Origin of the sequence: Paraburkholderia sp. GAS33, assembly GCF_050436645.1 — a bacterium.
In the GTDB taxonomy this organism is placed as follows: domain Bacteria; phylum Pseudomonadota; class Gammaproteobacteria; order Burkholderiales; family Burkholderiaceae; genus Paraburkholderia; species Paraburkholderia phenazinium_B.
In genome coordinates this window covers 345,894-366,303 of the sequence record NZ_JBNDMP010000008.1, presented here as the reverse complement: position 1 = coordinate 366,303, position 20,410 = coordinate 345,894, and the positions used below count along the sequence as shown (strand labels likewise).

21 protein-coding genes are annotated in these 20,410 nt (G+C 58.8%); 15 read left to right on the top strand and 6 right to left on the bottom strand.

What is annotated here, in order from left to right; all coding sequences use genetic code 11:
• Positions 1 to 77 precede the first annotated feature (77 nt).
• The 4 genes from P3T24_RS24915 (at position 78) to P3T24_RS24900 (ending at position 4,169) form a co-directional block, all read left to right on the top strand.
• Complete coding sequence (locus tag P3T24_RS24915) at positions 78 to 1,418, top strand: energy transducer TonB (RefSeq protein ID WP_429438782.1); 1,341 nt, start codon at positions 78 to 80, stop codon at positions 1,416 to 1,418.
• A gap of 280 nt (positions 1,419 to 1,698) precedes the next feature.
• Positions 1,699 to 2,526: a class I SAM-dependent methyltransferase gene (locus P3T24_RS24910; RefSeq protein ID WP_429438779.1), complete on the top strand. Its 828-nt coding sequence runs from the start codon at positions 1,699 to 1,701 to the stop codon at positions 2,524 to 2,526.
• A gap of 79 nt (positions 2,527 to 2,605) precedes the next feature.
• Complete coding sequence (locus P3T24_RS24905) at positions 2,606 to 3,172, top strand: hypothetical protein (RefSeq protein ID WP_429438776.1); 567 nt, start codon at positions 2,606 to 2,608, stop codon at positions 3,170 to 3,172.
• A 193-nt stretch (positions 3,173 to 3,365) separates the two neighbouring features.
• Positions 3,366 to 4,169 (top strand): lipid II flippase Amj family protein, encoded by an 804-nt coding sequence (locus P3T24_RS24900; RefSeq protein WP_429438773.1) that lies wholly within the window; start codon positions 3,366 to 3,368, stop codon positions 4,167 to 4,169.
• A gap of 195 nt (positions 4,170 to 4,364) precedes the next feature.
• Here P3T24_RS24900 and P3T24_RS24895 read toward each other — a convergent pair whose 3' ends face one another.
• Positions 4,365 to 5,357: an alpha/beta hydrolase family protein gene (locus P3T24_RS24895; protein WP_429438771.1), complete on the bottom strand. Its 993-nt coding sequence runs from the start codon at positions 5,355 to 5,357 to the stop codon at positions 4,365 to 4,367.
• A 172-nt stretch (positions 5,358 to 5,529) separates the two neighbouring features.
• Complete coding sequence (locus P3T24_RS24890) at positions 5,530 to 6,351, bottom strand: SDR family NAD(P)-dependent oxidoreductase (RefSeq protein ID WP_429438768.1); 822 nt, start codon at positions 6,349 to 6,351, stop codon at positions 5,530 to 5,532.
• 191 nt (positions 6,352 to 6,542) lie between these two features.
• Here P3T24_RS24890 and P3T24_RS24885 point away from each other — a divergent pair, with 191 nt between their 5' ends.
• From P3T24_RS24885 to P3T24_RS24865, 5 genes are all read left to right on the top strand, one after another.
• Positions 6,543 to 7,490 (top strand): GlxA family transcriptional regulator, encoded by a 948-nt coding sequence (locus P3T24_RS24885; protein WP_074267943.1) that lies wholly within the window; start codon positions 6,543 to 6,545, stop codon positions 7,488 to 7,490.
• 192 nt (positions 7,491 to 7,682) lie between these two features.
• The gene (locus tag P3T24_RS24880) at positions 7,683 to 8,750 is read left to right on the top strand and encodes a fatty acid desaturase family protein (RefSeq protein WP_429438765.1); all 1,068 of its coding nucleotides are present in this window, start codon (positions 7,683 to 7,685) and stop codon (positions 8,748 to 8,750) included.
• Positions 8,751 to 8,811: 61 nt separating this feature from the next.
• Complete coding sequence (locus P3T24_RS24875; RefSeq protein WP_429438762.1) at positions 8,812 to 9,177, top strand: non-heme iron oxygenase ferredoxin subunit; 366 nt, start codon at positions 8,812 to 8,814, stop codon at positions 9,175 to 9,177.
• Entirely contained in the window at positions 9,174 to 10,424 is a 1,251-nt protein-coding gene (locus tag P3T24_RS24870) for an NAD(P)/FAD-dependent oxidoreductase (RefSeq protein ID WP_429438759.1), read from the top strand. Before P3T24_RS24875 ends, P3T24_RS24870 begins: the two co-directional genes overlap by 4 nt.
• Complete coding sequence (locus tag P3T24_RS24865) at positions 10,424 to 11,344, top strand: sugar phosphate isomerase/epimerase family protein (RefSeq protein ID WP_429438754.1); 921 nt, start codon at positions 10,424 to 10,426, stop codon at positions 11,342 to 11,344. Before P3T24_RS24870 ends, P3T24_RS24865 begins: the two co-directional genes overlap by 1 nt.
• Here P3T24_RS24865 and P3T24_RS24860 read toward each other — a convergent pair.
• Complete coding sequence (locus P3T24_RS24860; RefSeq protein ID WP_429288522.1) at positions 11,310 to 12,317, bottom strand: LacI family DNA-binding transcriptional regulator; 1,008 nt, start codon at positions 12,315 to 12,317, stop codon at positions 11,310 to 11,312. The two genes, P3T24_RS24865 and P3T24_RS24860, sit on opposite strands and share 35 nt — an antisense overlap.
• Before the next feature lie 222 nt (positions 12,318 to 12,539).
• On the opposite strand from P3T24_RS24860, the gene P3T24_RS24855 reads away from it, so the two are divergent.
• Both P3T24_RS24855 and P3T24_RS24850 read left to right on the top strand, forming a co-directional pair.
• On the top strand, positions 12,540 to 13,793 hold the full coding sequence (locus tag P3T24_RS24855) for a serine hydrolase domain-containing protein (RefSeq protein ID WP_429438751.1): 1,254 nt from the start codon (positions 12,540 to 12,542) through the stop codon (positions 13,791 to 13,793).
• Between the two features lie 73 nt (positions 13,794 to 13,866).
• Positions 13,867 to 14,379 carry an N-acetyltransferase family protein gene (locus P3T24_RS24850; RefSeq protein ID WP_429438749.1) on the top strand — a complete coding sequence of 171 codons (513 nt, stop codon included), beginning with the start codon at positions 13,867 to 13,869 and terminating at the stop codon, positions 14,377 to 14,379.
• A 77-nt stretch (positions 14,380 to 14,456) separates the two neighbouring features.
• On the opposite strand, the gene P3T24_RS24845 is transcribed toward P3T24_RS24850, so the two are convergent.
• Positions 14,457 to 15,446, bottom strand: a complete 990-nt coding sequence (locus P3T24_RS24845; protein ID WP_429438746.1) for a hypothetical protein — start codon at positions 15,444 to 15,446, stop codon at positions 14,457 to 14,459.
• A 496-nt stretch (positions 15,447 to 15,942) separates the two neighbouring features.
• Here P3T24_RS24845 and P3T24_RS24840 point away from each other — a divergent pair, with 496 nt between their 5' ends.
• From P3T24_RS24840 to P3T24_RS24830, 3 genes are all read left to right on the top strand, one after another.
• Positions 15,943 to 16,233, top strand: coding sequence for a hypothetical protein (locus tag P3T24_RS24840; protein ID WP_429438743.1), 291 nt, complete (start codon positions 15,943 to 15,945; stop codon positions 16,231 to 16,233).
• A gap of 352 nt (positions 16,234 to 16,585) precedes the next feature.
• Positions 16,586 to 16,924: a DnaJ family domain-containing protein gene (locus P3T24_RS24835; protein WP_429438740.1), complete on the top strand. Its 339-nt coding sequence runs from the start codon at positions 16,586 to 16,588 to the stop codon at positions 16,922 to 16,924.
• A 24-nt stretch (positions 16,925 to 16,948) separates the two neighbouring features.
• Entirely contained in the window at positions 16,949 to 17,323 is a 375-nt protein-coding gene (locus P3T24_RS24830) for a cupin domain-containing protein (RefSeq protein ID WP_429438738.1), read from the top strand.
• 229 nt (positions 17,324 to 17,552) lie between these two features.
• Here the strand turns inward: P3T24_RS24830 and P3T24_RS24825 are convergent, their stop codons facing one another.
• Positions 17,553 to 18,737, bottom strand: coding sequence for a DUF3466 family protein (locus P3T24_RS24825; protein WP_429438735.1), 1,185 nt, complete (start codon positions 18,735 to 18,737; stop codon positions 17,553 to 17,555).
• A 324-nt stretch (positions 18,738 to 19,061) separates the two neighbouring features.
• Positions 19,062 to 19,493: a winged helix-turn-helix transcriptional regulator gene (locus P3T24_RS24820; RefSeq protein WP_429438849.1), complete on the bottom strand. Its 432-nt coding sequence runs from the start codon at positions 19,491 to 19,493 to the stop codon at positions 19,062 to 19,064.
• 103 nt (positions 19,494 to 19,596) lie between these two features.
• On the opposite strand from P3T24_RS24820, the gene P3T24_RS24815 reads away from it, so the two are divergent.
• On the top strand, positions 19,597 to 20,373 hold the full coding sequence (locus tag P3T24_RS24815) for an SDR family oxidoreductase (RefSeq protein ID WP_429438730.1): 777 nt from the start codon (positions 19,597 to 19,599) through the stop codon (positions 20,371 to 20,373).
• Positions 20,374 to 20,410: the final 37 nt, after the last annotated feature.

The window sequence follows — 20,410 nt, the reverse complement described above, 5'->3', positions numbered from 1 at the left end:
TCGCCGACAATCTTCGCGAAAACACGCCGAAGCGGATAGGGCGGAGACAAACAACTACATGAAGAAGGGGGCACCTGATGAGATTTGAGCCGATCGAACCGACTTTCGGACAAGCTTCCGCTGCTGATGTCACCCGCGTTGTGACCGTGCGACGCGTCAAAAAGCTGACCTTGATGGGCGCTGAGTGCAATGTCGGCGGAAGTATCTGCTTTATTCGATCCAGCGCACAGGGGCAGAGTTTATGGTTGAATCGATTATTCGGGCTTACACCCCCTGAATCGTTCATTAATGACATTTCTGTTTTCGGGCTGAGTGGTCACGCACTCGACTCACTGAAGCGCGATATGGAATTCGTGAAAGCCGTAGATATATTGCTGAGCATGGGGACGCGACTGGAGTTACAGGACAGTCGATTGACCCTCACCGTCGGCAATGCACACGTCGAAAAGTCGCAGTCCCAGCTGTCTTCCAACGTTGGCATAGCGGCGACACGAATTGAGGCGTTGGGCGCACAGTCCCTGAATGACAGCGATGCTCCCGCCCGCCTGCTTCGCCCGTATCAGGTTTATTCATTTGCAGCGGCTGTGTTGTTCGGTCTTTGTTTTGGCCTGATTCCACCGTCGCTTGCACCCGTGTATATGGCCATATGGGGGATGATCCTCGGCGGTCTATTGGCAACTGTTGTGGCGGGTTTTCTGCTGCCTTGGCATCTGCGTCAGTCCCTGGTCGCAGGGGCCATTGTTTCCAAGGCAGTTATCTCGACCGTGACGGCGTCATTTTTTCTGGCGTCGAGCGTGGTGATGATCGCGAATACCTATCTGGGAGAAAGGTTCCGCGCGCCCGAGGATGTGCATATTGAGGGTACCGTCGGCGTTACGCATGGACGACACACGAGCTGCTGGCTGTACCCTGAGCATCCCATGCTGGATCTGGTACCAGGCCTATCGCTGGGACGGTTACCGTTGAGATGTGGCGAGGTGCATTATCGCGCCGTTCCGGAATCTCACCTCTACGACGTCGAGGTCAATCCCGGCCTGCTGAACGTACCTTTCGTTCAGTCAGTGCGTGAACTGGACGACAAGCCGCCGATGCCAGCTGCGCCGGCTTACCCGGTTCCGTTCAACGCCTCGGCCCTCCACCCTGAACCGGCATCGATGCCGTACATCGCGAAGCTCGCTCAACGCATCAACCCGCAGATCGTATGGCATGGGGCGGGGAGCGGCTGGCGGACTACGGTTGCCGTCCATTGCGCCTCAGACGGCAAACTTCTGTCGGCAACTATCATTCGATCCAGCGGCAATCCCTCATGGGATACGGCGGTGCTTGAGGCGGTCAGGAATTCTGATCCATTGCCCTTGGACGCTAGCGGGAAAGCGCGGGAACACTTCAATCTTACGATTCAATCTAAGAATCAGTGACCCGATTGGAGCGATGGCAGAACGACGAAAGACCGCATCGACAGAACCTCGATACCCGGTCGGATGGCTGTTGTCGCCGGACGTGAAGGACCGCTCCGGGTCGCGTGCTACCGATCGCGGGCCGGTGCGTTTCGGGTGTCGCATGCCGATTGCATCGGGCAGTCATTGGCTAACAGCGGACGGTCGACATCGTGGGCTGCTTCGTTGACAACTCGTCACGATAGGGACGATCCAGAGTCCAGGCGTAGAACCAGGAATTGAACAATCGGGTAATGCAAGAATGACATCTCAAACAGAAATCTATTTAAAAGATTTTCATCGGCGCCGGGCAGGAGCAACGCGCCGAGCTTATGGCAACCACCCTGCGCGATCCGCGCATGCGGAATACCCGTCTTCCTATCATGCGCTGGCGAAGCGGGTGCCAAATGATGGGATGCCGCGCACAGTGCTCGATCTGGCGTGCGGTGACGGGCCACTGCTGCAAATTCTGAATGACAGGGGCAACTCAGCAACGAAGTTGATTGGCCTCGACATGAGCGACGGCGAGTTGAGCGCTGCCCGGACAGTGCTGCCGCAGGATGTTCGCTTGATCAATGAGCGCGCACAAGACTTGTCGCTTGATACCGGCTCGATCGATTACGTTCTGTCGCACATGGCTTTGATGTTGATGGACGACATAGAGCAAGTGATCCGTGAAATTCGTCGGGTATTGCGTGAAGGCGGTAGTCTTTCGGCTGTCGTCGGGCGGGCCTTTCTGACCGGGTCAGTTGGTGAAGTCTTTTTAGACATATTCAGACCGATCGCGAAGGCAAACCTGGCACACCTACCACTCGGTGATGCACGCACACGCAGCGAATCCGGTTGGAGCGAACTACTCCAGCATGGTTTCGCTAATGTCGTCTTCGAAGACATCGAAGTTGACTGGACGCCTACGCCAGAGCAGTTATGGTCGGACATGCTGGACACCTATGATGCAGACAGGATGTCGGAAACAGCGCGGGCACAGTTCAAGAGCGAACTATTGTCGGCGTTTGCGCCCATGCAACGCGAAGACGGAACGTTAAAGACGGGATGGGGCCTGCGTCTTATCCAGGCTAGTGCTGCCTAACGGCCGGCCAACAACAGCCACTCGACACCATCGCATTGATCGCTAACAATCGACGGCGTACCGCAATCGAGAGAGAACAATGGACCACAAAGAACTCCTTCAGCTTTCTCGGCAGCTTTCACCAGCGGATGTATGTGCGCAGTTGCTCGCCCTATGCGTTGTCGAATATAGCTATACGCCGGATTTAAGCATTGCCCTTGAACTCAATGACGCTGAAGGAACGCTCGCGGATACGGGCCGGGGAATGAGATTGACGCCGGATAAGGGCGACACGCTCGCACACGCCGAGCGGGCGCTTACCGGCTTCTACCCATGTCTTTCTTCAAGTCCAGATTTTGACGCAATTCTTCGCGAACTGGTCTGGGGTGAACACGGTTCACCAGGCCCGTCGGTCGCCAACTTTGCTTGCCGGTCATTGAAGTTCACCAGCATGAGAGACGGCGAGGTTTGGTCGCAAAGTTACAGCTATGGGGCACCTTCTGGCCCTGCGGTGATGCTCGGCTCGACGGAAACGACCGGTACTGTCATTGATTTCAAAACCGCCGCGCCCATCAATCATGCCGTTGTCGCGACGCTCGTGGAGGCACTGCGTTCTCGCATCCACGGGCTTTCCATAGCGTTTCGATCTCACGGCAGGAGTCAGTAGCCGACAACGTTGCATTCGACAGCACCAGGAAGACCGTGAGTCCAGAAACACATCGCAGCCTGAGACTTGGCTTCGTGTGGTCACACGATATCGGCCAATTCCAGTCACACAATCCGTGAGCCGAGAGCGCTCACAATCGGGCCGGGAGTGTACTCCGGTAGACTTCGATTATTGCCAACCTCGCGGCGACAACATGGACACCCAGCTTTTGGTCATATGCGGGCTCACTTTTGTAATCCATGTGATCGCGACGCTTGCGTATGCGGTACGGATTGCTGGTGTTCGCACGCGCCGTATCGCCGTGTCATTTTCTCTATTCGGGATCATCGCCCTGGTTTCCAGGACGGCAAATTCCTTTCAAGGACCATTCATAGCGAAGCGGGTTGAGCTAGATATTGCTCATCACATGGAGCATGGCCTACTCGGCGACTTTCGGCTTTTCCTGCTGACCGCCACGGTGGCAAGCACTGTCGGTGCATTTCTAATTCCCACGTTCCAGCGGTATTTCAGCCGTGCTATCGATCACTTTCAAGCAAATCGCTCGATCCCTCGCCTGCTACTCCATATCTTCAGCCGAGGGGGCGTCAGCTACATTCGGCTTGGAGCACGGCTTCCGTCCCGGCATAACGTCAGCCAACTGGCCACTGGCGCAGGCGTTTCCTGGAAAGTCATAGGACTGAACGTTATCGCGATGGCGATCTGGACGGTCGGCGTTTTCGCATCGCTTTATGCTGGATACCTGAAGCCCGATTTGCGGGTCACTTGCGCGAATCTGTCGTCAGTTATCAATGGCTTTGCGACCGTGGTATTGGCGGTCGTCATCGATCCGCAAGTTTCAGTGATGACGGACGACGTAATCGAAGGCCGGATTCCGGAAAACAGCCTCCGGCGGGCAATTACAACTCTCGCGGGCGCACGCGTTCTCGGGACACTATGTGCGCAGGCGGTACTCGTTCCAGCGGCATTGGTCATTGTTCGCATCGCTGAACTCATTTAGCGAGCCGACCAATACTGGGAATCGCGAACCTCTCTTGCGCATCGCACTGAACCGAACGTGTCGGGCAGCGCGCGCTCTGATGCGCTTCGCGCAGTCGCTTAACGTGGTACGCATCGCTGACATGCGCTGCCAATATCGGCGACACAGAACGCGGGTGCCGAACACACCTGCCACTCCAACGAACGAGGACGCATATCACTGCCCAAGCGTCCGCTCAAAAAACGCCACTACATCGCGATTCATTTCGCTGTGAAACGCCGCACGATCAAAGCCCGATCGGGACGTGCAGATCTCCGGAATTTCGCGCGCGGCCGATGCGCTACACGCGGGCAGAAAATCGTAGTGGTCAGCATTCTCCACAAGGTGAAAATCCGGCGCGGCGGGCAGCGCGGCACGCACGACGTCCGCGTAGTCGGGAGCGGGCTCCACGTGGTCGAACCGTGCGCTCCATAGCTGAACGGGGACGTGAACATCGACGAGTCCTCCCCGACCAAAGACGAAGCCGACAGCCGGAGCCGCGACGACGACTGCACGAACGCGCGTGTCGTGCACCCAGGCCGATGCTGGCAGCGTCGCGAAACGATCCATTAGCCCAGGCGTGCCGCGCACGACGGCACAGGTGTCGGTGTCCGGGTGCTCAACGCAGTATGGTCCAATCAGACCGAGATCCGGCACGCCGCCTGCAGCGACGAGCGCGGTCAAGCCGCCGGCGGAAAAGCCGAACACGCCGATCCGGCTTGCATCGATCGACGCATGTTGTGGCCAACTGGCGACCATGTAATCCGTAAGCCGCTTGAGTTGCTCGGGACGAACCCAGAGCTGCGCGGTACGGCTGTGATCGTCGAAACTGTCGCCGCGGTGTGTCACAGCCGCGACGACGAATCCGGCCTGTACGAGCGCAAGCGCCGTGTCGTAATGACCGCCGTACCACCCGCCAGAGCCATGCGATATGAGAATCAACGTCAGGTCCCGCCCAGCGATGGGCGCATTCAACGCGACTGTTTGGGTCGCCCCGCCGATCCGATGCGGCGACGCCTGCGCATCGGTCGGATACCAGACGCCGGCATCTAGCGGCTTTTCGTCGCCATCGGGAATCTCGATCGCCTGAAAACCGACATCGGCAGCGCACGCAGTTTGCAGCGTGGTTAGAAGGAACGCCACAAGAAGCAGGGTCGTGACGGGGCGCACGGTAGAGCTCCATGGAGGAGTGGGAGCTTAAAGTGCCCTAGGACGCAGAGGATTGTCAACCCGACGCGCCCCGGTGGCTGTTGCCCCGACGAAGCTCTTTGGTGAAGACGACGAATCATCGAACACAGCCCGCCCCATCTTCGATAACCACGCGCCCACGCCGTCGCCCGTGTCAGGCCTTGTTAGTCGTCACGACGTAGCGCGGTGCCGCCTTGGCGTTGGCGAACTTCGGCGTCAGCGCACGGCGATCCGCTTCCCAGCGCGTCCAGTCGTTTCCATCCTGCAGTGTCGGGATCGTCACGAGTTCGCCCTGATCCAGGCCGGCCAGCGCCGCGTCGACCAGGTCTTCAGCCGTCATTGTGCTGGCAGCCTCTTTCTGACTGGAATAGCCAGCCACGTCCCAGAACTCGGTGGCGGTCGCTGCCGGCAGCACCGTCTGGATGCGCACGCCCTTATCAGCGAGGTCGCGCTGCAGCGCGTGACCGAAGCTCAGGACGTAGGACTTCGAGGCGCTGTAGACGCCGTTCAGCAGTTCCACGGCGATGCCCACAGCCGAGCTGATGTTGATGATCGTGCCGGACGCCTTGCTGACGAACCCTGGCGCCACGGCATAGGTCAGGCGCGTCAGCGCGGTGATGTTCAGGTCGATCATCGCTTCCATCTCGTCGACGTCTCCCTTGAGAATCGACGCAACCGAGCCAACGCCAGCGTTGTTCACCAGCATCGTGATGCTCTTGTCGTCGCGCAGCACGTTCTCGATCTTCGAAAGCCCGGCCTTGTCGTTGAGGTCAGCGGCGATGGTGTTCACCGAGCGTCCAGTTTCCGCCTGCAGGCGGGAGGCCAGCGCGTTCAGGCGCTCGGCGTTGCGGGCCACCAGGATGAGGTCGTAGCCGCGCCTGGCCAGGCGGTCGGCGTACACGGCGCCGATGCCGGCGGATGCACCCGTGATCAGCGCGGTGCCTTTCGGAGAGGTGTTAGAGGTAGAAGAGGTCATGGTCGTTTCTCTTTCGGAATGTTTGCCCGACGGGATGTCAGGGGTTGGAGGCCATTCTGACTGTGACATCACACATCCTCAATGACATAGATGCAATGATTTACGCCATGACGTTCTGGCCTTCATCTCTCGCACAAATGTCTGCTTTATGGTATATGCAATTTATTGTGACAACTGCGTGCGAGGCGATCATGCACACTGTCGGACTCGTCGTTTATCCCAACTTCCAGGCGCTAGGGCTTGCCGTTGCCAGCGTCTTCGAATACGCGAATCTCCTGCGCGGAGAGAGGGGGTATCAATTCCGCCTCGTATCTGAAGAGGGCGGCCCCGTGATGACGTCGCAGAGCTTTTCCGTCAATACGGATCGGCTTCGGGACTCGACATACGACACGCTCATTGTTGCCGGTGACAATGAGTGCCGTCTCCCGCCCGCCAGCCTGCTGGACTACATCCACAACGCGCCGAGCCAGAGCCGGCGCGTCGCAGCGATATGCACCGGGACGTTCGTACTGGCCGCGGCCGGCTTGCTCGAAGGGAAGCACGCCACGACGCACTGGTTTCATGCTCAGGACTTCAAAAAGCAATACCCCGACGTGCTGCTCGATGAAGACCGGATCTTCGTGGTGGACGGACAAATCTGGACGTCGGCAGGCATGAGCGCCGGAGTCGACCTTGCGCTCGCGATCGTTGAAAAGGATTTCGGGTTGAAGACGGCCCGCATGGTTGCACGCAAGCTCGTGTTGCATCAGCGGCGCGGTGGCGGGCAGTCGCAGTTCTCGGCGCTGCTGGAGCTGGATGCAAAGTCCGACCGCGTGCAGATGGCGCTTACCTATGCAACGGAGAATCTTGGCCGCGACCTGTCGGTCGAGGCCCTGGCTGAAGTCGCGCGGCTGAGTCCACGTCAATTCAGCCGGGTGTTTCGTGATGAAACCGGCCAGTCGCCCGCCAAGGCCGTTGAGCGTCTACGCGTGGAGGCGGCGCGGCTGATGATGGAGACGACGCGGCACCCGATCGAAATCATTGCCCGCGAGACTGGATTCGGCGACCGGGAACGCATGCGGCAGGCGTTTCTCCGCGCATTTGGGCAGCCGCCCCAAGCCATCCAGCGAACCTCGGCGGGAGCAGCGCTAGCGCTGTAAAGCCTGACAATGCTTCAAGGCGGATTGCAGTCCGCCAGCCCCGATCCGCAGGCAAAGCATTGAGGGAAATCCATCAAATTTCGTCGTGCCGACCGGCCGTCGATCAAGTACTGTTTGTTCCAACCCAGCGGCGTTCACCGCTGGGTCATAACCGCAGCGGCCCTCCGGCCAGCAGGCAGACAGGAGACAAGCATGTCATCGACGCCCCCGCCCGGCACGTCCAAGCCCGGCCTGACCGACGAGACGTTCGACGATCGCATCAGCGAGCAGTGGTATCAGCCGCGTATTCCGCGCGCTGTCCTCAAAGATCTGATGAAACGCAGCGACGCAGCAGGCCTGCGCAATTTCGGACTGTGGCTCGTGCTGCTGATTGTCTCGGGCGTGGTGGCCGGCTTGACCTGGGGCACCTGGTGGGCGGTGCCGGCGTTCTTCGTGTACGGCACGATCTATTCGTCGAGCGACGCCCGCTGGCATGAGCTCGCGCACGGCACGCCGTTCAAGACGCGCTGGCTCAATGATGCGTTCTATCACCTGTCGTCGTTCATGACGATCCGCGAAGCCTACTGGTGGCGCTGGAGTCATGCACGGCACCACACGCATACTTATTTCGTCGAGCGCGACCCGGAAATTCAGGTGACGCGTCCGACCAAGGTGCTGCCGATAGTGCTCGACTTCCTGGCGTTGATCGGCGGCGTCGCTGAAATTCGCAAGACCGTTCGCCATGCGTTTGGGCGCGTCGACGCCGTCACTGAAGCGTTTCTGCCTGCCAGCGAAAAACCCAAAATGATCTGGTCGTCACGGATCTATCTTGCGGTGATCGCGGCGACGATCGTGCTAGCAATTGCATTGCGCAGCTTCCTGCCGCTGATGTTTATCTGGACCCCGCGTTTCTACGGCGGCTGGCTGCATCAACTGCTCGGCCTCACCCAGCACGCCGGGCTTGGTGTCAACGTCAAGGATCATCGGCTCAACACCCGCACGGTGTATATCAATCCGGTGTTCCGCTTCCTGTATCTGAACATGAACTATCACCTCGAGCATCACCTGTTGCCGATGGTGCCTTTTCATGCACTGCCGCGCCTGCACGACGTGATCAAGGAGCAGTTGCCACCGGCCTATCCGAGCCTCTATGCGACTTATCGCGAGATGGTGCCGGCATTGTGGAGGCAACGGCGCGATCCGACCCACGTCATCAAGCGCACATTGCCCGATCAGGGTTCCGGCGCACAGTCGAATTTCACTGCTCAACCGAGTGCATAAAACCCGTTCAGATTTCGGTAGCAGTCCGTATTCAATCTAGTTCTGGCATCCCGGAGGCATCGTGGCAGTCGATACCGGCAACACGAAGTGGGTCGTTGCGTGCGCAACCGACGACATCGATGAAGAGGACGTGCTGCGCTTCGATCACGAAGGCGCGAGCTACGCGGTATATCGGCTGGCGAAGGGCTTTCATGCATCGGACGGCTGGTGCACGCACGAGCAGGCTCATCTGGCCGACGGCTTCGTCGTAAATGGCGAGATCGAATGTCCGTTGCATCAGGGACGTTTCGACATCGTCAGCGGTAAGCCCCTGAGCCCGCCGGTCTGCGTGAAGCTGCAGACTTATCCGGTCCGCGTCGATGGGCATAACGTGCTGATTGGCCTGCCTGCCACAGCCGTCACAGATGTCGCAAAGGACGCCTCATGAAAACCGCTGAGCGTGGCGCGATGGTTATCGTCGGCGCGGGCCAGTGCGGCGCGCGTACCGCGCAGGCGCTGCGCGCTAACGGCTGGGAAGGCGACATCACGCTGCTCGGCAACGAGGGGCTTGCGCCCTACGACCGCCCGCCATTGTCGAAGGGCGTGTTGCTGGGACAAAAGACGGTGGCGCAGTGCGCGCTTTACGACGATGCGTTCTATCGCGACAACCGAATCGATCTGCGGGTCGACGCGCAGGTCACAGCCATCGACCGTGTAGAACGGCGTGTCGTGCTGGGCGAGGGCCGCTCGGTGTCGTACCGGCGGCTGCTGATCGCCACCGGTGCACAGCCGCGCCGCTTGCCGGTGCCGGGGGCGACGCTGGCCGGCGTGCATGTGCTGAGATCCATGCCCGATGCGTTGTCGATCGTCGGCGAACTTGCACCAGGGCAGAGGATTGCCGTGGTGGGCGCAGGTTTCATCGGTCTGGAGGTCGCGGCGACAGCCATTGCGCGAGGTTGTGAAGTGGTGGTGATCGAAGCGGCCTCGCGTGCGTTGATGCGGGCCGTGCCGGAAGTCGTCGCTGGCTTTCTGGTTGAAAGGCATCGGCAGATGGGCGTCGAGGTGCGCTTCGCGGTGCAAGTAGATCAGGTTTTGGGTAGCACGCGCGTGTCGGGACTCAAACTGTCCGACGGCACCACGGTGGAATGCGATGCGGTCGTCGTCGGGATTGGTGTAACGCCCCGCACCGCATTAGCAGAGGCGGCGGGCATCGATGTCGCGGACGGCATCGCTGTCGACGACACATTGCGGACCAACGATCCTTATATTTTCGCGGCCGGCGACGTATGTTCGTTCCCACACCGGTTGTTTCGCCGACGCATCCGGCTGGAATGCTGGAAGAACGCCGAAGACCATGCGCGAGTCGTGGCGCGCAACATGCTCGAATACGGTGAGACTTATTCGGCCGTGCCGTGGTTCTGGTCGGATCAGTACGACATGACAATCCAGATTGCAGGCATGCCTGCATTCGGGACGACCAGCGTGGTGCGCGAAACCGGTTCGGCATCCAGAGTATTTTTCGCTCTTGATGGAGATGGCATCCTGGTGGGCGCGAGCGGTGTTGGCAAGGTGAGTGAGATTTCCCGCGAAGTGCGCGTTGCACAGGAGTTGATAGCACGCCGTGCACGCGTCGAACCCGCCATGCTCGCCGATCATTCGACGAAACTGAAGTCGCTGCTGACGGTGGAGGCGTGATGACACAACGCTTGCTGGTATTCCAGTCGATGTGGGCGATGGAACGGCGTCATACCGACGGCTTTGAACGCTCGCTTGAGGCAAATCTGCAGATGATCGCCGAGGCTGGATTCGACGGCATCAGCGCGGACTATACACACCGCGAGGATGTGCAGCGACTGGCCGCGTTGCGCAAGACGCACGGTCTCGACGCCGAAGGCCAGTGTTTTCCGCGCACCGTCGACGATCTGCAACCCGTGCTCGAAAACGCCGCTGAATTCGGCGTGCATCACATCGACCTGCAGCCGGATGTCCGTCCGCGCAGTCTCGGGGAAGCACTGACGCTGCTCGACGGCTGGACGCGTCTTGCGGAACAGGTGGACTTTCCGGTCTACATCGAGACGCACCGCGATCGGATGACAACAGACCTGTTTTTCACACTGGATCTGCTCGATGCGCGACCGCACCTGAAACTGCTTGGCGACATTTCGCATTACCTCGTCGGACGCGAGTTCGCATGGCCGGTCTCCGACGAGAACCATGCGCTGATGCATCGCATTCTCGATAGTTCTTGGGCCTTTCACGGCCGCGTGGCGAGCCGCGAGCAGGTGCAGATCGAGCTGTCGTTCGAGCCGCACCGGATGTGGGTGGACCTGTTTCTCGACTGGTGGCGTTATGGCTTCGAATCATGGTGTGAGCGTGCCGGCGCCGACGACACCTTGTCGTTCACCTGTGAGCTCGGGCCAAAGCCCTATGCAATCATCGGCCGCGACGGCAACGATACGACTGACCGTTGGCAAGAATCATTGATGCTACGCGACTGGATCCGTGACGTTTGGCGCGACGTGCAGCAGCAACGTGCTCACGGTATGCGCGCACACGAAAACGGAGCGGCACGAACCGCCCTCAATCTTCAGGCGGCAGATTCTCGCGCAAGATGACGGTGACCGGAATCTGTTGAAGCGGTGCAACCCCGGGCTCACGATGATAGTGGCGAAGAATAAGTTGGACCGCACGCGTGGCCTCGGCAACCGGATTCTGGTCGATCACCGCATCGAGCGTACCTTCCATTAAAAGACGGCGCGAAGCCTGATTGAGTTCGTGACCGATCAGGACCGTGGAGCGCGCGCGGTTGAGCGCATGCAGCGCGGCACTGATGCCCTCGTCACCGGCCGAAATGTTGTAGATGCCGCGCAGATCCGGATAGCGGGCGAACGTGTCGCGTGTCAGGCGTTCGGTGCGCTCCGGCCGCTCGAAGCTTTCGACTGTTTCAACGATATCGCAGCGCGGAAACCAGCGCCGCAGTACTGAACGAAAGCCGTTTTCGCGCTCTTCATGCGCCAGGAAATCATGCATGCCTGTGATGACGAGAACCTGGCCGCCGGCATCGCCGAGAAATCGCCCCATCAGTTCGCCGGCGACCCGGCCCGCACCGCGATTGTCGATGCCGACGTAAGCGAGGCGCCCGGTGCCGGGCAGGTCGCTGGCGAGCGTCACGACGGGAATGACCGGGCTCAGCTTGCGAACCGCTGCGCTAATGTCCGGATGCTCGTAGGCGACCATCACCAGTGCGTCTGCTTTTTGCGTTGCGCGGTGGATGGTGTCGACAATACAGGCGGGGTCGAGACTATCGAAGTAGGTGACCGCGCAGATGGCGCGCTGCGCCTCGAAGGATTGCTGCGCGAGTTCGAAGCCGCGCTTCAGGCTGACGAAATAGGGCGCCGCGGGTTGCTGCATGAGGATGGCGATGCGCAGCCAGCGCGCCGGCACCGCGCCGAGCGCTCGGTCGAGTTTCAGCTTGCGCGCCCATTCCAGCACCCGCGCTTCCTTGTCGCGCGCCACGCCGCCGCGGCCGTTGAGGACGCGATCCACGGTGGCCTCGCTGACGCCGGCTGCCTTGGCGACATCCGCCATGCTGGTTTTGCGGTGCGGATTCGAGGGCATCGATACGGAGGACTCGCGCAGTTGGGGTCGGCGATGGGTTGCGTCGATGCATGATCGCATCAAGACCGGCGCGATATCAAGTGACCGATCCGCCGTCGCCCGACGCGAGCATGTAGTTCGTTACGCTCATGGCGAGTAAGATGCCTTTTGTCGGGCGTCGACCTGAAGGACGCATTCAACAAAGGAGGCGGCATGGGTGTGGGCGACAAGGAAAAGCAGGGGATGTCGTGTGAACGGCTGGAACGGATCGAGCGTTTCGTCGACGACAACTATATTGCCACCGGCAAGTTGGCAGGTGCCCTTGTCCAGGTGTGGCGGGGTGGCGGACTTGCGTTGAACTCGGTGCTTGGCCTCGCCGACCGCGAGCGGCAGGTGCCGCTGGCTGAGGATTCGATCTTCCGTATCTACTCGATGACCAAGCCCATCACGTCGGTGGCTGTCATGATGCTGGTCGAGGAGTGCAAGATTGCTCTGGACGATCCTGTCAGCAAGTACATCCCGTCATGGGACAAGCTCGGCGTTCACGCGGGGGGCTTCATGGAAAGCTTCCAGACGCGTCCGACGAGCCGCCCGATGCTCGTGGTCGATCTGCTGCGCCATACCTCCGGTTTGACGTATGGCTTTCAACAGAATACCAATGTCGACGCGGCCTATCGCAAGCTGAAGATCGGCGAGCTCGCGACTGCGGGCACGCTGGAGGAGATGATCGAGAAGCTGGCTACGTTGCCGCTCGAATTTTCGCCGGGCGAAGCGTGGAACTATTCCGTTGCCACGGACGTACTCGGTTATATCGTGGGCAAGGTCAGCGGAACGCCGTTCGAGGTCTTTCTGAAAGAACGGATCTTCGATCCGTTGGGTATGGTCGACACGGCCTTCTACGTGCCGGAAGAAAAGGTGTCCCGTTTCTGCGCGTGCTATGCCATCGGCGCACTCGGCTCGAAGATCGCCTCCGCGCAAGCGCCGACGTTGCAGGATGATCCTCACGTCAGCCCGTATCTCAAGCCGCCCACTTTTGTTTCCGGCGGCGGTGGCCTCGTATCCACGGCGACCGATTACATGCGCTTTGCGCGCATGCTGCTCCAGGGTGGCGAGCTGGATGGCGTGCGTCTGCTCGGCCCCAGGACGCTGGCACTGATGACCAGCAATCATCTGCCGGGTGGTGTTGATCTGCCTCGCCTGTCGCGCTCGATGTTCAGCGAGGCCATCTACGAAGGGATCGGTTTTGGACTCGGCTTTGCCACTACTATTACGTCCGCGGCCACTCTGATTCCGGGCAGCGCGGGTGACTTCTTCTGGGGCGGTGCGGCCAGTACGTTCTTCTGGGTCGATCCGCGCGAGGACCTGATTGTGCTGTTCCTCACTCAACTCCTGCCGTCGTCCGCGCACCCGGTGCGTCGTCAGTTGCGGACGATGGTTTATAGCGCGATTACGGACTCTGGATCCTGAGGTCCGCACCTTTGGCAGTAGCTGCTCGCAGCAAATCCTGAGGCGCTTAGCCAGTTTTTAGTCAGAGCACACGATGAAGTTTGCGTTTTCAATAAGGCCAGGCGGGGCGGAAGACTCGGCGCGCATCGCGGTACTTGGTGCTCACGTGTGGGTGCATACCTATGCCACAGCCGGCGTTTCCGATGTCATTGCCCAATATGTCCTGACGACATTTACATCCGAAAAAATTCTGGTGCTGATGAACGATCCGGGCATCGTCGTGTTGGTTGCCGAGGCAGAAGGCGGCCTTGCAGGCTATATCGTCATGCGCTTCGGCTCGTACCATGCAGATGTCCCCATCGAGATTGAAACGCTCTACATCCAGGACTCGTTTGCCGGTCGCGGAGTCGGATCCGCATTATTGACCCAAGCCAGAGACACTGCGGCGGCGAGAACCGGAAATCGAGCAGTCTGGCTAATCGTCAACTCGCAAAACGAGAAGGCGATTTCTTTCTATCGTTCACGTGGAATGACGCAGGAGGGGATCGCATACTTTGAGCTTGGTGGTGTCAAACACGAGAACAAGGTAATGGTCGCAAGGGACTGACGAGGCCCTTCCGGTTGTACCCAATCCACGATTGATCAGACCCGGCTGCCCATGAGAAGTACTTTGCGCTTTTGATGCTAAGGCAACCCCACCCACGCGATTCTGTCCGACCTCATCTTCACGTACTCTGGATCGGCGGCTAACGCTGGAGAGACTTGACTCCAGGTCAACTCCGACGGTCGTCCATAGTAAAGAATGGCGTCGAACTGCTCCTGCATGACAGGAGAGCGGATCGGATCAATAGAAATTTCTTCCGCGACACCATTGTGCATCGTGATCGCGATGTGCGGATAATATGAGCGAAAGCTCATTGCTCCAAGCGGAGTGTCATGAATCGGCACGAGACTTGGCACCTTCCAGGAAGTGACGTCGGGATGTAACGCTGCCAGATCGATGAGTACCGTGGACCAGACTGAATAGACTTTGACACCCTGACTTTCCAGCAACGAAACGATTGAATTCGCCGGCTTGTTGAATCGTTGCTCTGCTTTCGCCTGGTCTTTCATTTGCCAGTACGGGCTCTTACGCAAAAAGTGCATCGCGCCGTAGACGACCAAAGCGCGGCGCTGCCTGGCTAGCACTTCACGCTGGATAATTTCCACGGGACAACTATCCCGGTTAGCCATGACGGTGGTGGCTTTGTACTCGTCGGCATTGTTGATCTTCGACCAGTCTACCGGCGGGTCTCCGAGCAGGACGCGAATCTGCCGGTCCTTTGGCAACGAAGCATTCACAGCGCGTACTTCGCGGAAAAACCCCTCAAAAACAGGGCGATCCCACACATCGTGAGGTTGCGTGGTGTTCTGCCAAGCCTGGCGCAGTTCTTTTTCCGGCACATCTTCGCCCGCAACGAAGCGGTCCATCATCCCCTGGTAAAGGGAATTGCCGCATTCAACGACGATATCGCTCACGATGTCAGCAAACCGCGGGTCCCGTATCAGCGCGACTCTTAAGGCATAGGCTTGTTCGCAGCCGTGGCCGCCGTCGCAGAGTGCCACGACGTTATGCGTTTTGAAGGCTTCAAGAATGCCGTTGATCGGATCGATGGGAATTGCAGCTGTTGTCATCGGGTGTGCTCCGTCTCAGTTAGCGGAAGGATTACTTTACGTCACTTCCGACGCAGAACGCAGCGCTTGTCGAAGAGGCCGCTGCAGCGGCCGGCTCGCTCGAGGTACAGGCACGTCAGCTGGAAAACGCGGTTTCCTCGTTCCGGCTTGTCGCGCAGACGTAAGCATCGGATATGCGGGTTTCATATTGGGGACGGGGCCATTTGAGGTAATTCCAGAAATCGAAATTCACCCTTGCGGACAACGCGCTTAATCATTATCGATCACTTTCCTAAACTGAGAGTCTAGGCCTTTCGCAGGCATAGATTGTTGCCAGGAATGAAACGTATCTCGTGCCAGCCCTGAGCGGCGATCTCCGGTGTGCTTCACGTATGTCACTGCGAATGGTCGCGCGAGTTTGTTTGGATCGCCACGAGACAAGCGCACAACGACCGCCGTGGATAAAGCGAATGGATCGTTTGCGCTGACATTCCAGTCCAATCAAGGAGAACGGGTCATGAACAAGGCAACCAGCACATTAATCGCGGCGTTCGCCGCACTTACGCTGTCGGCCGGCGCCTATGCACAGAACAACACGCTGGCGACCCCGAGCACCGTGTCGCCGGCCGCTGCAACGAGCGGATACGGCACCCCTGGTGCGACTAACTCGGACAGTGGTACGGGCTCCGGGGCTACGAGCTCAAGCATGCCGAATAGCGTCAGCAATAGCTCGACGTCTCTCGTCAATGCGCCCGGGAGTCACAATACGCTGGCGACTCCGAGCACTGTGTCGCCGGCTGGTCAGTAACGGTATCAAGCCTGGTCATTCACCAACTATCCTAAGAAAGACCGCTGTCCTCACGGGCAGCGGTCTTTTGTCTTTTTGGGCCTCTTTCTGGGAGAGGCGTGCGGCATACCAACTGGTTGCCTGTCCTTAGGATGACCGCTTCGCACAGGCCCGCTATGATGCATTCCGCATTAACCTTTGCTCAGCCATCTGCAGACTTTGATCCCTCGTAGCAGATCGACGACAATCTGTTAGCCTGCACTCAACCAACGCAGTCCAGATTCAAGGCAATTGATTCAAATCCAACCAATCGCCCACACATTTTTTTCGGCCGCATTTAAAAACACCGCGATGATAAAGAAGGAAACACACCATGGCGAACCCGCGCACGCTTGACGAACAAATCGCCGAAAGCATCCGTCGTAGTCAGGAGAGCGGCGAACTGCAAACAGCAAAGGATTGGGGAAAACGCACGACTTACGCGGACGGCTACGAAGAAACGCCGGAAGAGTATCGTATGGCGTTCAAGGCCTTGAAAGATTCCGGATACGTGCCAGCCGAGGTCGAGATGATGAAAGCCCTCGCGGATAAGCGAGCCCGGCTATCCACAATCGATGCGTCGAGTAGCGAGGCCCTGGCGTTGAAGCGGGAAATCAGCGAGCTGCAACTAAAGGTATCTGTACGCCTCGAGAACATTGCTCGTGGCGGCTAGCGCCCTCTTATGGATACAGCGGACATGAGAAAACCGATTCACCGCAAGCTGGAAGTGGCTTCGGATCACTGGACGCTAATCAGTGGGCGCAACCCTACCGATGAGCTGTCATTTCAGTCGGAGCGACTGCAAGTCATTTTCAACCATACCTCCACGTCTTGGCAGGATACTGTGGCCCACGCTCATCGGGAGAGCGACGAGATTTACATTGTCCTCGAAGGGCTAATGGTAATCGCTGTCAGCGGAGAGTTATTCAATGTCGCCGCGGGCGAAGTTTTGTGCGTCCCATCGGGAACGGTACATCAGCTCATGCGCGTGGAAGTGCCGCATCGGTCGTTGGTGCTGCGTTCACCTTCGGTGAACGACAAGATAGGGGAGCCGTCATCCGGCATGTCGTAGGATCCAGAAGATCCAGATCCTGATTTTGAAGCAACACCGATCACCTTCGCGAGCTGCGCGAACAGCCCGTCTACCTTTTTAGCCAGCACACCGGCATAGCCAAGCACGAATCCGCCGTAGCGGCTCGCATCCTCGGTTGCGCCGGCACGACCATGAAGCCAAGCCGCAGCGCGGGGAACATCGTCTTGCTAAAGATCCCGACAAGGCAGCAACGACTGGCGAGCAGCGATCATTTTTCACGCGTCCAAAGAATAGCGTGCAACGTGGAGTTACCCGCGATCTGGCCGCTCTCGTTGATTCCGACAGCTTCGCTGAAGTTGTCGCCGGGGAGCGTGCCCAGGTTGGTCATCGCGCCGTGTTCAAACAGGAAGGCGTTAGGCAAGTACGGACTGGTTCCGGTATCCGACTCGCCGACCACCTGGCCGCGATTATTGATCCCAAAAGCGTTACTGTCGCTGCGACCGGGAAGCGTGCCCAGGTCGGTCATCACCCCGTGTTCGTACAGAAAGCCGTGCACGTCCCCGCTTGCGGTAGACGATATGCCGATCACCTGACCGCGATCGTTGATTCCCTGAGCATGGCTGAGGCCGCTATCCTGAAGCGTGCCCAGGTCGGTCATCACGCCGTGCTCATACAGAAAGGCGTGTGCGAACCCGCCTGCGGTGGACGAATAGCCGACCACCTGGCCGCGATTGTTGATTCCCAAAGCTCCGCTATCGGTGCCACCGGGGAGCGTGCCCAGGTCGGTCACTGCCCCGTTTTCAAACAGGGCAGCGTGCACATAGCCGCGCAGGTTGGAGGCGGAACCGGCCACCTGGCCGCGCTCGTTGATCGCGGCAGCTGAGCTGAAGTCGCCACCGGGGAGCGTACCTAGGTCGGTCATCACGCCGTGTTCATATAGAAAGGCGTGGTCGTTCCCGCGTGCGGTGCTCGAGGAACCGACCACCTGGCCACGATTGTTGATGGCGGTAGCTGTGCTGATGCTACCGCCTGGGAACGTGCCCAGGTCGGTCACCACCCCGTTTTCAAACAGACATGCGTGCGTGCTCCCGCTCGCGGTGATCGAATAGCCGACCACCTGGGCGCGCTCATTGATCCCAAGAGCGCTGCTGGAGTTGAAGCTACCGGGGAGCGCGCCGAGATCCTTGATGACGAGACTTTCGGCTGAGGCAAGCTGGAATGGGGCGACCGCGAGCAGGGTGGTGAAAACAATCAGAACGCGGCGTACATAGTACACACTACTAACTACCTTGATTGCGGATCGCATGGCAAACCCCTTTCCTGAGCCGTAACCTGGATCGCGATCGGCCGCCTGGCTGTCAGCGTACCGAATGCATTTTGACAACGACGCAGCCAATACCAGGAATGCAGTGCTATTTCGGAATTCGTGAGAACTGTGGGCAGCGAGCGTCACGGCATACACCGCCGGGCGATCACGAAAAGCAATCCTAACCATTCAGAGGCATATGCACCAACATCGACATCAACGTCAGAACGACTGCGATTTATGTGCGGCACAGCGGGGTAGAAGTTACGGTCCACTCTAGTCTATGGAATGCCTTTTTTCAACTGATTAAATAGCGAGGCAAATTAATGACAATGCGAAATTGCCATTGCGTGGCTTTGCTCGATAGCGGACTAAACGACCGCCTGGATTAGGGCACTCGACTCGCTGGACTTCTCACGCCGAATGCGCGAAAGTCAGCAGCAAGGCGAGCCATGTAGCGAAGCGTAGCCTTCACGCGGGGCGTCGGTCAAAATCTCCACGTGCCTTCTCTACTGCATCCAGATTGTTGGCCGCCCAGACCCAGACTCCACAGAACGCAGCGCCCAATGTGATCCCGAGGTCCGTGAGTTTGTATTCGACCTTCGGCGGCACGACCGGATACACCGTGCGTGTCACCAGACCATCGCGCTCCATCGCGCGCAAGGTCTGGGTGAGCATTTTCTGACTGATTCCCTCAACCAGTTCGGCAAGCCGGCTGAACCGCAGCGGTGACTTCTCAGCAAGCACGTCGAGAATCAACATCGTCCATTTGTCTGCCACTCGGCCGATGAGATCCGTGACTAACGAAGCAATTCGAGGATCAAGATCGATCGGCGGTGTCAGGGTGGCGTAGTACTGCGCGGCCGCGATCTGTTCCTTGGTGAAATCTGGGACTCGCTTCATTTTCACGCTCTCCTTTTGGTGCGTATATAACCGTCAGGTGCCTTCTTCCCTTTAGAGAGTATGCCGGTCAAACTAGGCTCGTGCTTAACAAAACAGAGAGTGAATGATGAAGATGACCGGAAGAACCATATTGATTACGGGAGGGACCAGCGGGATTGGTCTGGAGTTGGCAAGGCAATTGACCGCTCGGGGTAACACGGTGATCGTCACCGGCCGGGATCTCGACAGGCTGGAGGCGGCGCGGCAAGCCGTGCCGGGACTCCATGCTTTTCAAAGTGACGTTAGCGATCCGACGAGTGTCGAGTCGTTGTACGAAACCGTGTCTGGCCAGTTTCCAGCGTTGAACACATTGATGAACAACGCGGGAACGATGCGCAATATCAAACTGGGGCAGCAGCATCGTTTGAGTGATCTGACCGCTGAAGTCGACGGAAATCTGAAGGGACCCATGTGGATGATTCAGGCTTTCCTTCCTCTGCTCTTGAAGCAGAACGACAGCCTGATTGTGAACGTGTCATCAGGTTTGGCGTTTATTCCCTTTCCTGCGGCCCCGATATACAGTGCGTCAAAAGCGGCGCTTCATGCCTACACGCAGTGCCTGAGGGCGCAGTTGACCGACACCTGCGTGTCCGTAGTCGAATTGGCCCCTCCGGGCACCGAAACACCGCTATTTCGGGGCGAGTTTGCCGAGGAAATGAAGGGCGAAAAAGGCATGAATGTGAGCGTGCTCGCCAAGCGTGCCATTGAGGGTATCGAGGCTGGAAAACTCGAAATTCGCCCAGGCGTGAGCAATATATTGAAGATCGCCAGCCGCGTTGCACCGCACTTCATGTTCCGGCAAATGGTAAAACTCGGCCGTCCGAAGCCGGCCAGCGTCTGAGAGAAGTTGCGTCAGCAGTCGATATCCATGGGCGTCT

Coding starts and splice junctions, on each gene's coding strand:
- P3T24_RS24915 (WP_429438782.1), top strand. CDS start 78: ATGAGATTTGAGCCGATCGAACCGACTTTCGGACAAGCTTCCGCTGCT.
- P3T24_RS24910 (WP_429438779.1), top strand. CDS start 1,699: ATGACATCTCAAACAGAAATCTATTTAAAAGATTTTCATCGGCGCCGG.
- P3T24_RS24905 (WP_429438776.1), top strand. CDS start 2,606: ATGGACCACAAAGAACTCCTTCAGCTTTCTCGGCAGCTTTCACCAGCG.
- P3T24_RS24900 (WP_429438773.1), top strand. CDS start 3,366: ATGGACACCCAGCTTTTGGTCATATGCGGGCTCACTTTTGTAATCCAT.
- P3T24_RS24890 (WP_429438768.1), bottom strand. CDS start 6,351: ATGACCTCTTCTACCTCTAACACCTCTCCGAAAGGCACCGCGCTGATC.
- P3T24_RS24885 (WP_074267943.1), top strand. CDS start 6,543: ATGCACACTGTCGGACTCGTCGTTTATCCCAACTTCCAGGCGCTAGGG.
- P3T24_RS24880 (WP_429438765.1), top strand. CDS start 7,683: ATGTCATCGACGCCCCCGCCCGGCACGTCCAAGCCCGGCCTGACCGAC.
- P3T24_RS24870 (WP_429438759.1), top strand. CDS start 9,174: ATGAAAACCGCTGAGCGTGGCGCGATGGTTATCGTCGGCGCGGGCCAG.
- P3T24_RS24865 (WP_429438754.1), top strand. CDS start 10,424: ATGACACAACGCTTGCTGGTATTCCAGTCGATGTGGGCGATGGAACGG.
- P3T24_RS24860 (WP_429288522.1), bottom strand. CDS start 12,317: ATGGCGGATGTCGCCAAGGCAGCCGGCGTCAGCGAGGCCACCGTGGAT.
- P3T24_RS24855 (WP_429438751.1), top strand. CDS start 12,540: ATGGGTGTGGGCGACAAGGAAAAGCAGGGGATGTCGTGTGAACGGCTG.
- P3T24_RS24850 (WP_429438749.1), top strand. CDS start 13,867: ATGAAGTTTGCGTTTTCAATAAGGCCAGGCGGGGCGGAAGACTCGGCG.
- P3T24_RS24845 (WP_429438746.1), bottom strand. CDS start 15,446: ATGACAACAGCTGCAATTCCCATCGATCCGATCAACGGCATTCTTGAA.
- P3T24_RS24840 (WP_429438743.1), top strand. CDS start 15,943: ATGAACAAGGCAACCAGCACATTAATCGCGGCGTTCGCCGCACTTACG.
- P3T24_RS24835 (WP_429438740.1), top strand. CDS start 16,586: ATGGCGAACCCGCGCACGCTTGACGAACAAATCGCCGAAAGCATCCGT.
- P3T24_RS24830 (WP_429438738.1), top strand. CDS start 16,949: ATGAGAAAACCGATTCACCGCAAGCTGGAAGTGGCTTCGGATCACTGG.
- P3T24_RS24820 (WP_429438849.1), bottom strand. CDS start 19,493: ATGAAGCGAGTCCCAGATTTCACCAAGGAACAGATCGCGGCCGCGCAG.
- P3T24_RS24815 (WP_429438730.1), top strand. CDS start 19,597: ATGATGAAGATGACCGGAAGAACCATATTGATTACGGGAGGGACCAGC.